Below are 13,078 nucleotides of genomic sequence, written 5' to 3'. Positions count from 1 at the left end.
ATTCCATAACTTATTCTTTCATACTATCTGCTAGGGAGTGGGACAATTTTTGCCCAACCTCTCCTTTTTCCTATGATTTTTTAGTTGATAAAGAGATACATTTTGTTATGATAATATTAAAGCGATTTTACGAGGAAGTGCTTTTATGCAAAAGACCAAAATAATTCTAACAACTGTCTTATTTATCTTTTTAAATGTCTTTGGACTAATTGCAATTTTGATATTATTCCTTCGCAGTAAAAATAAAAAAAAGTAATATCTCAGAAAAAGTAAACATTTTGAAAAAAGGTGAATTCAGTCTATGCTTTTGCCTTTTTATTTAACCCTTGACATTTTTTTTATTTGTTCTATAATAGTTACCATATTATAAAATAAAGGGTTACAATTATGAAAAAATCATTTACACTCGTTTTACCAGCAATTGGCGCAGCTTTGATAGCCGTTTTTGCTCAGATTACTATTCCTATCGGTCCAGTTCCTTTTGCTTTGCAAAATATGGCAATTGGCTTAGTGGCTACTATTTTTCATCGAAAAGAAGCTCTATTAGCAGTCGCTCTTTATCTTCTCTTAGGCGCTATTGGTCTTCCTGTCTTTGCAGGAGGAAACGGTGGATTTCAAGCACTTGTCGGTCCAAATGCAGGTTATCTCTGGTTTTATTTGTTCTACGCCCTAGTAACAGCTAGTCTAACTTCCAAAAATAGCAGCTTTTTAACGATACTCGTATCAAACCTACTCGGAGATGCTTTGGTTTTTGTCGGTGGTGTACTTGGTTTAATGTTTCTAGCAGTTTTTCAACTTGATAAAGCTATTACAGTCGGAGTCATCCCCTTCATTTTACCAGATCTCATAAAACTGATTGCAATTAGTTTTATCAGTAGACCTATTTTTAAAAGCTTAAAAGATCATCCCTACTTTAAAAATTGATAAAGTTGTCTCACTCCCATTATTAGAACTCACGTGTTGTGGGTTCTTTTTACATTGCTCAAAAAGATTTTTTCATTTTCTTCTTGACAAAAATGACCAACAGTCCTATTATATTTTAAAAGAAAATAACCGACGGTCACCAAAAGGAGCTCACCATGCCTATTAGAAAAGCAGTCCCAAGCGATATTCCAGCACTCAATAATCTCTTAGAGCAAATCTTGCTTGTTCATCACAACGTCCGACCAGACATTTTCCAAGAGAGTAGTCGCAAATTCAACGATGAACAATTGAAAACACTGATGTCTCAAGAACATACACCAATCTTTGTCTATGAAAATGAAGAAGGTAAAATCTTGGGTCACCTCTTTTGCATCATTAAAGAACCACACAGTCTCGTATTGACACCTATCAAAACACTTTTCATTGAAGACCTTTGCGTTGATGAAAGTGCTCGTGGTCAAAAAATTGGTGAGCAGCTTTGCCGTTTTGCAGAAGAATTTGCCCAAGAAATGGACTGTTACAACTTAACCCTTAATGTATGGAATGATAACGCTGGTGCCTTACGATTTTATGAACATCAAGGTTTTAAACCACAAGAAACCATCATGGAAAAAGTTTTTAAAAAATAGGAAAAGTTCATGAGTAAAAGAGAAGAGAAGAAAACGGCGACAAAGCAGAACATTACGGTGTTTTCTTCGGTATCAATATTATCGGGGTTTCAATCATCAGTATGCTTAATCGTCGGTTAGTTGATCGTTTTTCTCTACGAAATCTCTTGCACATTGCCACTAGCTGTGCTCTTGCTTTTGCTCTTTTACTACTACTGTTTAATATTAGAAATTTTCGTAGTCTTTGGGCAGTCGTCTTTCCTATGCTTCTCATTTTTAGTACCAATGATATCGTTGCAGCATGTTCAAATGCCGCAGCTCTCAATAGCGCAGAGGATTCGATGACAGGTTCAGCAGCCGCTCTACTTGGCTCTCTCCAATACGGAAGTGGGATTCTTTCTTCCTTGCTCCTCGCTCTTTTTTCAGATGGCACTCCTAAAGCCATGGTAGTCATTATTTTTCTAGCCATTCTAGCTTCTACTCTAATGGCTTGGATAGCACGAAAATAAACTATAAAATAATAAGACAGAGGTGGTATGATCTCTGTCTTATTATTTTATCAGCAAATCCAACAAATCCTGATAGGACTGAAAATTATAAGTCGGTTTCGCTTGCGTATGATTACTCAACCTTTTAGGATTATACCAAGCCGTATCAATGCCTGCATTGTTCCCGCCCGTTATGTCTGCTGTCAAAGAATCTCCAATCATTAGAGTTCGATTTTTGTCAAAATTTGGTATTAGCTCTGCTATTTTTTCAAAAAATAGAGCATCGGGTTTTTGCGTGTGGAGTTGCTCAGAGATGAAAATCTGATTAAAATAGGGGGAGATATCCGAACGAGCCAGTCGACCAGTCTGAATGAAGCCGATACCATTGGTAGCAGCGTAAAGTTCATAATCTGCCTCTGTCAAAACATCCAAGAGCTCACTAGCTCCAGTATAGGTCTGACCTTGCTGGGCAATATGTTGCTGGTAATGGAGAGCCAACTCAACACCGTCCTTATCCACACCAAAGTGGTTAAAGAGACGAGAAAAGCGTGTGTTAATCAGCTCAGATTTGGTCAGTTTTTCCTGTTCCAAGTCCCGCCAAAGAGCTTTATTCATAGGAATATAGTAGTCTTTATAAGCCTGAATATCAGCCACACCCTGCTCTTTTAGAAAAGCAGTCAAAGCCAAATCCTCCGCTAAATCAAAATCTAACAAGGTGTGGTCAAGATCGAATAGTAGAAATTTGTAATGCAATTTTGTCGTTTTCCTTTCTAGGGGATACAAACTATTTATAATTATTTGGAAAATATTCTTTTCCCAGCTGCCATAAATATTGGTCTATTTGTTTAAGATTGAATTGCTCTAGTCCGTAATAACTTCTAAAGGTTAGAATTAGATTTTTGAATTGCTGGTAATCCTTTAAATCAGCATTCTTAAACTTTGCAAAATGATCTGTTTTTCTAAAGTACTTCAAGACCTTTTCAACATAACTATCGTATATGGGATACGCTAAAGGATTGTGATGCGAGCAATACTTAGTTGCAAAAGAATAGAATTTTCGCTGCACACCTTCTTTTATGGTTATATTTTGAATTTCATTTACTAGAAAAATATCACCACTCTTTAACCTCTCATCAATGTCAAGTGATAAAATATGTTTTGCTACAGGAAATATTGAAAAAATATTAGTACTATAAAAGTCATTTAGTGTTGCAACCTTTAACAGAATATCTGAAATATCTGTATTTTTCGGTGATAGTTCAAAAAACAAGCGATCTAATGCCGTTTCTTGTAATTTATAGCTTTCAAGGTTAGCCCACTCTTGCAAATACTTTTCAACTTCCATGACAGTTGGTCTAGGCACAAGCATGGTACTTTGCGAAGTCTGTGAAACAGAAAGAGCAGAATCTGTTAAAGAATCATAGGTATGTCTATCGTCATGACGAATGATAATTTCTTCTGTCTCTAGTTTTTTTAATTCATCTAAGATAGCATTGTTAAAATTTGAAGCCACTAATTTTGTTGTATAAGGGAAAAATGATGAAAAGAAAAGCATGATTATAGCAGTCCAGACTGTTTTTTGACTAATTTTCTCCACTACCTGCGATGAAGAGTGAAAGTTTGTCCACATAGCCCCAAGCCAGAAAAAGGACAATCCATAGGCAAAAAAATTAGTTCGGAACTCCCATAGACCTTGTAAATCAAAGGTTTTCGGCTTTTCCAGTTCCAATACCAAAATGGTCATAATAATAGCAATCACCGCATCAATAAAAGCTCCCAAACGCTCTTTACCCATTACTTGACGATTCATTTTTCTCTCCCTTTAAATAGTTCTTTAAAATATGTGACATTATACTACTTTTACAGTTGTAAATCAAAAGCACTAAAAAACGGCTTGGGTCGTTTTTTAGTACTTAACAACTCAATTGGCAGAGAATTTTACGATAAAATTTCTTCTAAATTTGCAATAATTTCCCTTAATTGTTTTTCAAGAATTTCAGGGCTAGCAGTAATGCTCATTAGTAAAGTATTTAAAGATTGCTCAAATTGATTAGGAAGAAGGTTCGCATGTGCTGCTGCATATGATATCATTCTCTTCTCGCCGGGGTGGGTCAATTCATTAACTGCAAAAATTATGTCAAAATAGGATTCTAAAAAGGCTGCAATACGGTGATTGACACTGACAAGGTCTTTTCGTTTTGCTGCTTTTAAAATCTGCGTATCATAGGATGGCAAATGCCCGGTTAACAGACTGAAATTTCGTGAAATGATGTTGTCTTTTAATTTTGGAGGAAAAGGAACGTCAAACCGTTTTTTCAATTTTCCGAACTCTCCATTAGCATCATAAAGAATCTTGCAGGTTTTTAAATTGTGCCAAAAGCAAGTGGTGTAGCCATTTCCTGCTTGGTGCTTTTCGACGACATTTTCAATATCTCGCGCAAAATCACGAATATTCCGATAAAGAATATCAATATCAATGTCATTATTTAAGGTACAGTCGTCTTCCAATTCCCAAAATTGATTGCTTATTTCCATATAAGAACAATATTGGGTCAAAATCAACTTCCGACTGTCTTCATCTGGAATGCTCGTGCAGTAAATATATAAATCATAGTCCGAAGTCTCATCATAAGTTTCTCCGCTACGAGATCCGCCTAAGGCAATCGCTGTCACTTCTGGTAAATTGGAAAATGCTTTCCAAAGTTGTGTAAAAACTGTCATTTTCTCCTCCGATATAAAACTTTTCCTTATTATACATTATATTACTACAAGAAAAAACTCCTAAACTTCAATTTAGGAGCTTTTCATGTCTTACCGCACTTCTGCACCAATCGTTACTTCAAGAGACTTTTGGATTTTTTCCATATAACGAGCTACTTCCTCATCTTCCAGAGTATCCTCTGGATTTTGGAAAGTTAAGGTGTAAGCCATTGATTTCATGCCGAGTCCCAGTTTTTCACCTGAGAAGACGTCAAATAATTTGATATCTGTCAAGCGTTTCATACCAGCAGCCTCAATAGCTGCAACCACCTCTTTGTGACTGATTTCTGCTTTCAGAAGCAGTGCTATATCACGTGTTACAGCTGGGAATTTGGTAATTTCTACAAATAGTTTTGCTGGTTGCATTACTTGTTCAATCGCTGTCAAGTTGATTTCTGCTACATACGTTTCTGGGATATTATAATCCTTAGCAGTTACTGGATGAACTTGACCGACAAAACCAACGACTTGTCCGTCTAGTGAAATAGTCGCTGTACGACCTGGGTGCATACCAGCTAATGCTTGTGTCGCTGTGTACTCTACTTTTAGACCCAGACGGTCAAAAAGTGCTTCCAAAATTCCTTTTGCATAAAAGAAATCAACTGGTACAGCTGGAGTTTGAAAATCCTTTTCAGTAACCAAACCTGTCAAAGCAAAGGCAAAGCTGTTGATTTCAGTTGGCAATTCTTCCTGTGGATTCCCCGTTTGCTCGAAGACTTTTCCGATTTCATACAGAGCCAAATCCTTATTTTTACGTGCTACATTATAGGCAACAGTATCCAAAATGCCAGCTACCATATTTTGACGAAGAACGCTGCGATCTACTGTCATCGGCCACATCAGCTCTGTCAAGTTACTTGGATTAGTGCTAAATTGCACAGCTTTTTCAGGAGTAGTCAAAGCATAGGTGATAACTTCTGTCAATCCAGCACCTTCTGCAACTGTACGAACTTTGCGACGAAGTTTTTGGGTTTCTGTCAATTGACCAGCTGTTCCGTCACCTTTTGGAAGAGTTGCTGGTAATTTATCATAACCATAGATACGCGCAATTTCCTCATAAAGGTCTGCTTCAATGTGAATGTCCCAACGACGGCGTGGTACGCTGACTGTGAATTTCTCTGCATCGCCAGTAAGACCAAAACCAAGGCGACGGAAAACATCTTCAATATCTGTATAAGTTAATTCCGTCCCAAGTACACGATTGACATCTGATAATGTTGAAACAATTTCAACATCTGATGTGTCCACTTGACCCGCTGAGACGATACCGGCTTGTACCGTTGCACCTGCAAGGTCTGCAATCATGCTAGCCGCAGCATCTAGAGCTTCTGTTACTGTCGCTAGGTTAATTCCTTTTTCAAAACGAGAGGATGATTCTGAACGAAGATTGAGACGTCCGCTCGTCTTACGAATGGAAGTTCCGTCAAAAACTGCTGCTTCAAGCACTACACGGCTTGATTGAGAAGAAATTTCCGTTGCAGCTCCACCCATGACACCAGCAAGAGCGACTGGCTTATCTGCTACCGCAATCACAAGATCGCTCATTTCTAATTCGCGCTCTTCGTCATCAAGAGTTACTAATTTTTCGCCCGCACACGCTTCGCGCACTACAATTTGATTGCCCTCAAAAGTATCTAAATCAAAGGCGTGCATTGGTTGTCCAAAGTAAAGTAGAATATAATTTGTCACATCTACTACATTATTGATAGGACGAATCCCTGCATTCATAAGCAGATTTTGAAGCCATTGCGGACTTGGAGCAATGGTTACATTTTCCAAAATACGTGCTGCATAAAAAGGAGCCTTGTCCGTTTCAATCGCAACAGAAAGTTGTTCTCCAGCTTGCTCTTGTGTTTCCAACAACGGAAAATCTTTAAAATGAACCGACTTGTCGTAGATAGCTGCTACCTCATACGCTACTCCACGCATTGAAAGCGCATCTGCACGGTTCGGTGTGATAGAAAGCTCAATAATTTCATCATCCAAGTCAAGATAAGGAAAAACGGAATCCCCCGGTACAGCTTCTTCTGGCAAAATTTGAATACCATCGGAAAATTCTTTTGGAACAACCGAGTCCGAAATGCCTAATTCTCCAAGGGAACAAATCATTCCAAGGGATTCTAACCCACGGATTTTTCCCTTTTTAATCTTGTAATTATCTGCAATACGAGCTCCTGGAAGAGCTACCATAACCTTGATTCCTGCTCGTACATTTGGAGCGCCGCAAACGATTTGTCGAAGCGCTTCTTCTCCAACATTCACTTGACACACATGTAAGTGCGTCTCAGGAACCTCTTCACAGCTGACCACTTCACCAACTACAATTTTTGACAATCCATCAGCAGGAGAGCTAACCCCTTCTACTTCAATCCCTGTCGTTGACATTTTTTCAGCTAATTCTTCACTCAGAACAGTTACGTCAACTAGTTCTTTTAACCATTTATAACTTACTAGCATAATTCATCTATATGAGTGCATAGAAATCTTTGAGAGCTACTGTTTCTGCTCAAAAATTTTGTCTCATATTACTTCCTTTCTTTTTGAGGCTGGGACAAGTGCCCAAGCCAAGTGCTTTTTCGCTTAATTTAATTCTTTCCGAATGAGCCAGTCAATATCAACCGTTTCACCAGTCGCATATTCATGCTCACTAAAACGTTTAAAACTATATTTAAAGTAAAAGTTTTGTGCCTTAAAATTCTTTTCCCAAACACCTAACCAAACCCAGAAAAAGCCACGTTTGACAGCTTCTTGCATAGCAAAATCAAACATTTCCTTGCCAAAACCCTGTCCTTGATGAGATTTCAAAACATAAATCCGATGAACCTCAAAAGCATTCTCCATTGAGTGCTCTGCCTCTACGGGCTCAGTCTGTGCTTGCCCCCAGTTAAATTTGAGCAAACCAACAATCTTTTCTTTCTCATCTAGTGCAAAATAAGTCTCCGACTCTACTTGCGCCAAATCCTTCTGAATCTGCTCAAGGGAGAGTTCATGGGTAAAATAATCTTGCATATCTTCCGCTTTGATATAAGGGCCGAAAGTTTCTTGATAGGTTTGCACTTCCAGTTCTCGTAGAACTTCAGCCTGTTCTTCTTTTACTTTTACTAACATAGCATTTATTTAAATTGTTCTGAAAAACGAACATCACCTTGATAGAAGCCACGAATGTCATTGATACCGTAGCGCAACATAGCCACCCGTTCTTGACCCAGCCCAAAAGCAAAACCAGAATAAACATCAGCATCAATGCCACTCATTTCAAGGACGCGTGGGTGTACCATTCCAGCTCCCATAATTTCAATCCAGCCAGTCTTTTTGCAGACATTGCATCCTTGCCCACCGCATTTAAAGCAAGAAACATCCACCTCAACAGACGGCTCTGTAAATGGGAAATAAGACGGACGCAGACGAATACTGCGGTCTTCTCCAAACATTTTTTGCACAATGAGCTGCAATGTTCCTTGAAGGTCTGCCATAGAAATATTTTTCCCGACAACCAAACCTTCAATTTGATGAAATTGATGAGAATGCGTCGCATCGTCCGTATCCCGTCGGAACACACGCCCTGGCGAAATCATCTTCAAAGGTCCTTTAGAAAAATCATGTGCATCCATCGCTCGAGCTTGAACCGGACTAGTGTGAGTCCGCAGTAAAATTTCTTCTGTAATGTAGAAAGTATCCTGCATATCACGCGCGGGGTGGTCTTTTGGTAAATTCATCCGCTCAAAGTTGTAATAGTCTGTTTCGACTTCAAAACCATCTACGACTTGATAGCCCATGCCGATAAAAATATCTTCAATTTCTTCACTTGTTTGGCTAAGAACATGACGATTCCCAGCAGGAATTTTCCGACCAGGAAGGGTGACATCTACTGACTCATTCGCCAACTGATTGGTAATTTTTTGCTCTTCTAATAGCTTTGCAGATTCTTCAAAAGCAGCAGTCAAAATATCACGCACTTCATTGACATGCTTCCCGATAATCGGACGCATATCGGCAGAGACGTCTTTCATTCCTTTTAAAATCTCTGTTAAAGAGCCTTTTTTCCCAAGAACAGAAACTCGTAGATTTTGCATTTCTTTTTCATTTTCAGTCGAGATTTTTTTCAACGACGCCAGAGTTTCTTCTCTAAGCTTATTTAATTGTTCTTCAATGGTTGACATAATTCCTCCAAATATAAAGACCGCATGCCAAACTCCATAAGCGGAGCGTTGACACGCGGTACCATCCGTTTTTATCTGGTTTCCCAGACCTTAATTCTCAATCCTATTGCAAGTGAATTCACCTAGTTTTCATCTAAAGAGCTCTCAGTCTCTGGCTCTTCTCCCTGTCAAACTTCCCCTAAGCTACTAGTCTTGCGGATTCTTATTTAATTAGTTGATATTATACCAAATTTTATAGGACTTGTAAATAGACCTTGTTTAAAAATGCAATCATACTCGACACACATTATAAACAGTAGTCAATTCTATACTAACTCGCTCAAGTATTCATAGCGCTCATATTTCTCCAAAAGTAAATCGTTTTTGCTATCCAACTCTTTTTGGAGTTCAGCGAGCCGACCGAAGTCCGAAGCATATTCCTGCATTTCCCGCTCAATAGCTGCAATGTCCTCCTCAAGCTTCTCTATATCTCCCTCAATAGACTCCCACTCCTGTTTTTCAAAGTAGCTTAAGCGCTTCTTTTCCTCTCGCACTTTTGCTACTTTTTCCTTTTCCGACTTTTGGTAAATGGCAGAGCTCTCTAGCTCAAACGCCTTTTCATCCAGATAATCAGTATAATTACCGAAATATTCTCTGATAGTTCCCTCTTCAAAGGCTAAAATCTTATCTGCTACTTTATCAAGGAAATACCGATCGTGACTAACAGTCATAACTGGGCAGGCAAAGCTTTGCAAAAAGTTTTCCAGCACCGTTAATGTCGCAATATCTAAGTCATTAGTCGGCTCATCCAACAGCAAAACATTCGGCTTTTCCAACAATAACTTGAGAAGATAGAGCCGCTTTTTCTCTCCTCCGGATAATTTTTCAATCAAAGTTCCATGAGTGGAACGAGGAAAGAGAAATTGTTCCAAGAGTTCGGCAATTGATGTCGTCCCCGCAGATGTCTTAACTTCTTCTGCGACCTCCTGCAAGAAATTGATAACGCGTTTGGACTCATCCAACCCTTCAATTTGCTGTGAGAAATAAGCCACACGAACTGTCTCACCAATGGTCAGTTGACCAGATTGAGGTGCTAATTTCCCAGCAATTAGATTGAGCAAGGTGGATTTTCCAACACCATTATCCCCCACAATCCCAATCCGATCTTTATTTTGAACTAACAAATTGAAATGAGAAAGAATCTTCTTGTCACCATAAGCAAAGCCCACATCTTTAAATTCAATCACTTTCTTCCCAATACGACTGGTCTCGAAATTCATTTCTAAGTCTTTCTGAGTCGCTTGATCAGACAAATCCTTTTTCAAATCTTGAAAACGATTGATTCGAGCTTGCTGCTTGGTTGCTCTAGCCTGTGGCTGGCGATGCATCCAGGACAATTCCTGCTTATAAAGCTGTTGTTTTTTATGGAGAAGGGCAGCATCTCGCTCGTCTTGTTCTGCTTTCAAACGGACGTAATCTTGATAATTTCCTTGATATTCAAGCAAATCTCCGCTGTCCAATTCAAAAATCCGCGTCGAAACATGGTCTAAAAAATAACGGTCATGGGTAATGAAGAGAACCGTTTTTTTGGAATTCTTCAAAAAATTCGTCAGCCATTCGATACTATCAATATCCAAATGGTTGGTCGGCTCGTCAAGGAGCAATAAGTCATCGTCTCCTAACAAGACTTGCGCTAATTGCACGCGGCGTCGCAAACCACCTGACAGGTCGCCGACCTTAGCAGATAAGTCGGTCAAACCTAGCTTCGACAAAACCGTCTTAACTTGACTTTCAATTTCCCATGCTTGAAGAGCATCCATTTCAGCCATAATCTTCTCTAAACGAGATTGATTGCTTTCATCATAGTTAGACAGCAATAACTCATACTCACGAATGAGCTGCATTTCTCGCAGATTGCTTGATAAAACCGTATCTAGTACCGTTTTGTCGTCATCAAAGTGCGGTTCTTGGGTTAAGTAGCCAATCTTATAGCCCGATTTAGCTGAAAAAGGATTAACGTCCCCATCAAATCCAGATTTTCCAGACAGAACATTCAAAAGAGTCGTTTTTCCAGTTCCATTAGCCCCAATCAAGCCAACCCGATCCAAACCATGAATAATAAAGGAAATGTTTTTAAAAACAGTCTTATCTCCCACCGTTTTAGTCAACTTTTCAACAATAAAGTCACTCATCTTCTCTCCTCTACAAAAGCTAAGATAGCTTCAAGACGGTTGTCCAAAGCACCATTCACAATAGCCGACTCAATCTCAGTCAAGAGCTGTCCTAAAGCAGGACTCGGCTTAAAGCCAAATTCTTTGATTAACAGACCGCCATTGACGACAATTTCATGTTTATCATGAATCGTTAGTGAATCATAAGTAGAATGAATCTTTTCAAAATCAACAGCTAATCCCTGTGCTTGACGAATTTCTTCTGCTTGTATCATCAGTTCCAGTTCAAAACGATAGCATTCTTCCTTATCCAGAAAATGCCTTTGGCGAATATTATAAATCGTGACAATTTGCTCTATGCGCTTTTGAAATTCATTTGAAGTTTTCCAATGCCTGAGGAATTTTTTAACATTTTTTACTTGAAGAGTCATTAAAAGAGTAGCCCAAGCTTGCTCTGAACTCGTAAATTGAAAATCTGCTTTAACATCAAACATCGTTTCCAACTGAGATTGGCTGCTGCGCATGTCAGGCAAATAGTCTGTTGCACCACTGGCAAGCAGACTTTTCAATCCTTTACGCCAATAAGACGCTGTCAGTAATTTGTCAAATTCAATAAAAATCCGCTCTACAGAAATTTTTTCTAATAACGGAGCACACAGTTTCATAGCATTACATGTGTCTGTATCTAATGAAAAGCCTAAGGATGCCTGAAAACGAAATCCTCGCATAATGCGCAAAGCGTCTTCGTTGAAACGTTCCGAAGGTATTCCTACAGCACGTAAGATCTGATTTTCTAAATCAGCCAACCCTTCAAATAAATCAATCACATTCCCTGCTTCATCCAAAGCCAAAGCATTGATCGTGAAATCGCGCCGTTTTAAATCTTCTTCGAGAGAACGAACAAACGTGACATTGCTCGGTCTGCGATAATCTACATAGATATCCTCTGTCCGAAAAGTCGTCACTTCGTATTCATGATTATCTTCTAAGACTAAAACTGTCCCATGCTCAATACCGACATCAATCGTTCGCTCAAAAATACGTTTGGTTTCTTCTGGATAACTAGAACTCGCAATATCCACATCATGAATCGGTCGATTCAATAAAGCATCGCGGACTGAACCACCGACAAAGTACGCCTCAAAACCGGCATTCTTAATCTTCTTTAATACTGGTAAAGCCTCCTGAAATTCAGAAGGCAGATTTTTTAATCTCATAACAAATATTCCAATCCGTAGACAAGCTCTTTTTTCTTGACCACTTCCTTAATACCTAAATTCACCCCCGTCATGAAAGACTTACGATCGTACGAATCATGACGAAGTGTCAGTCCTTCACCTTGACCGCCAAAGATTACTTCTTGATGAGCCACCAATCCTGGTAAACGAACCGAATGAATGCGCATGCCGTCCATTTCTGCACCACGTGCTCCTTGTAATAACTCTTTTTCGTCCATTGCACCTTGATGCTTCTTGGGGCGAACCTTGCTGATCAATTCAGCTGTTTTAATCGCTGTGCCACTCGGCGCATCCTTTTTCTGATCATGATGTAATTCAATGATTTCCACATCTGGAAAATATTTAGCTGCTTGCGTTGCAAATTGCATCAAAAGAACCGCTCCCACAGCAAAATTAGGAGCAATCAAGCCTCCTAGCTCTTTTTGACGAGAAAACTCAACTAAGTCTTTGATTTCATCCGATGTAAATCCAGTCGTTCCGACCACAGGTGCAAAACCATGCTCTAATGCAAAACGAGTATTTTCATACGCCACTTTAGGAGTTGTAAAATCAACCCATACATCCGCTTCTATGCCACTCAAATCTTCTTTCTGATTAAAAACGGGAACACCAGCTACTTCTTTTTCTGGAGTAAGTGGGTCAAGCAATCCAACGAGCTCTAATGCAGGATCTTCTGTCACCATGTTATAAGCAGCTTGTCCCATTTTTCCTTTGAAACCAGCAATAATAACCTTTATACTCATGGAATCC

12 protein-coding genes and 1 pseudogene are annotated in these 13,078 nt (G+C 39.1%); 3 read left to right on the top strand and 10 right to left on the bottom strand.

The window, feature by feature from the left end; translation table 11 throughout:
- Nucleotides 1–387 precede the first annotated feature (387 nt).
- The 3 genes from HMPREF2876_RS05415 to HMPREF2876_RS10190 all read left to right on the top strand — a co-directional run bounded on the left by HMPREF2876_RS05415 (nucleotide 388) and on the right by HMPREF2876_RS10190 (nucleotide 2,041).
- Nucleotides 388–924, top strand: coding sequence for a biotin transporter BioY (locus HMPREF2876_RS05415; protein ID WP_024052364.1), 537 nt, complete (start codon nucleotides 388–390; stop codon nucleotides 922–924).
- Nucleotides 925–1,079: 155 nt separating this feature from the next.
- Nucleotides 1,080–1,553: a GNAT family N-acetyltransferase gene (locus HMPREF2876_RS05410; RefSeq protein ID WP_024052363.1), complete on the top strand. Its 474-nt coding sequence runs from the start codon at nucleotides 1,080–1,082 to the stop codon at nucleotides 1,551–1,553.
- Nucleotides 1,554–1,654: 101 nt separating this feature from the next.
- Nucleotides 1,655–2,041 carry an MFS transporter gene (locus tag HMPREF2876_RS10190; protein ID WP_024052362.1) on the top strand — a complete coding sequence of 129 codons (387 nt, stop codon included), beginning with the start codon at nucleotides 1,655–1,657 and terminating at the stop codon, nucleotides 2,039–2,041.
- Nucleotides 2,042–2,083: 42 nt separating this feature from the next.
- On the opposite strand, the gene HMPREF2876_RS05400 is transcribed toward HMPREF2876_RS10190, so the two are convergent.
- The 10 genes and pseudogenes from HMPREF2876_RS05400 to dapB all read right to left on the bottom strand — a co-directional run bounded on the left by HMPREF2876_RS05400 (nucleotide 2,084) and on the right by dapB (nucleotide 13,071).
- A complete protein-coding gene (locus HMPREF2876_RS05400) occupies nucleotides 2,084–2,773 on the bottom strand; it encodes a pyrimidine 5'-nucleotidase PynA (RefSeq protein ID WP_024052361.1) in 690 nt (229 codons plus the stop codon).
- 31 nt (nucleotides 2,774–2,804) lie between these two features.
- The gene (locus HMPREF2876_RS11065; RefSeq protein ID WP_042754072.1) at nucleotides 2,805–3,389 is read right to left on the bottom strand and encodes a hypothetical protein; all 585 of its coding nucleotides are present in this window, start codon (nucleotides 3,387–3,389) and stop codon (nucleotides 2,805–2,807) included.
- 114 nt (nucleotides 3,390–3,503) lie between these two features.
- Nucleotides 3,504–3,815, bottom strand: a pseudogene (locus HMPREF2876_RS10615) (TMEM175 family protein); the annotation flags it as partial.
- Between the two features lie 143 nt (nucleotides 3,816–3,958).
- Nucleotides 3,959–4,741, bottom strand: coding sequence for a nucleotidyltransferase domain-containing protein (locus tag HMPREF2876_RS05390; protein ID WP_070241733.1), 783 nt, complete (start codon nucleotides 4,739–4,741; stop codon nucleotides 3,959–3,961).
- A gap of 90 nt (nucleotides 4,742–4,831) precedes the next feature.
- A complete protein-coding gene (pheT, locus tag HMPREF2876_RS05385; RefSeq protein WP_070241734.1) occupies nucleotides 4,832–7,237 on the bottom strand; it encodes a phenylalanine--tRNA ligase subunit beta in 2,406 nt (801 codons plus the stop codon).
- A 123-nt stretch (nucleotides 7,238–7,360) separates the two neighbouring features.
- Nucleotides 7,361–7,888 (bottom strand): GNAT family N-acetyltransferase, encoded by a 528-nt coding sequence (locus tag HMPREF2876_RS05380; protein WP_024052357.1) that lies wholly within the window; start codon nucleotides 7,886–7,888, stop codon nucleotides 7,361–7,363.
- 5 nt (nucleotides 7,889–7,893) lie between these two features.
- Nucleotides 7,894–8,940, bottom strand: coding sequence for a phenylalanine--tRNA ligase subunit alpha (pheS, locus tag HMPREF2876_RS05375; protein WP_024052356.1), 1,047 nt, complete (start codon nucleotides 8,938–8,940; stop codon nucleotides 7,894–7,896).
- A gap of 305 nt (nucleotides 8,941–9,245) precedes the next feature.
- The gene (locus tag HMPREF2876_RS05370; protein WP_070584442.1) at nucleotides 9,246–11,111 is read right to left on the bottom strand and encodes an ABC-F family ATP-binding cassette domain-containing protein; all 1,866 of its coding nucleotides are present in this window, start codon (nucleotides 11,109–11,111) and stop codon (nucleotides 9,246–9,248) included.
- Entirely contained in the window at nucleotides 11,108–12,307 is a 1,200-nt protein-coding gene (locus tag HMPREF2876_RS05365) for a CCA tRNA nucleotidyltransferase (RefSeq protein WP_070584440.1), read from the bottom strand. The genes HMPREF2876_RS05370 and HMPREF2876_RS05365 overlap by 4 nt, the downstream gene beginning before the upstream one ends.
- Nucleotides 12,304–13,071, bottom strand: a complete 768-nt coding sequence (gene dapB / locus HMPREF2876_RS05360) for a 4-hydroxy-tetrahydrodipicolinate reductase (protein ID WP_070241741.1) — start codon at nucleotides 13,069–13,071, stop codon at nucleotides 12,304–12,306. Before dapB ends, HMPREF2876_RS05365 begins: the two co-directional genes overlap by 4 nt.
- Nucleotides 13,072–13,078 lie beyond the last annotated feature (7 nt).

It is taken from the genome of Streptococcus sp. HMSC073A12 (assembly GCF_001812815.1).
Classification (GTDB): Bacteria; Bacillota; Bacilli; order Lactobacillales; family Streptococcaceae; genus Streptococcus; species Streptococcus vaginalis.
This window is presented reverse-complemented; position numbering and strand designations above follow the sequence as displayed.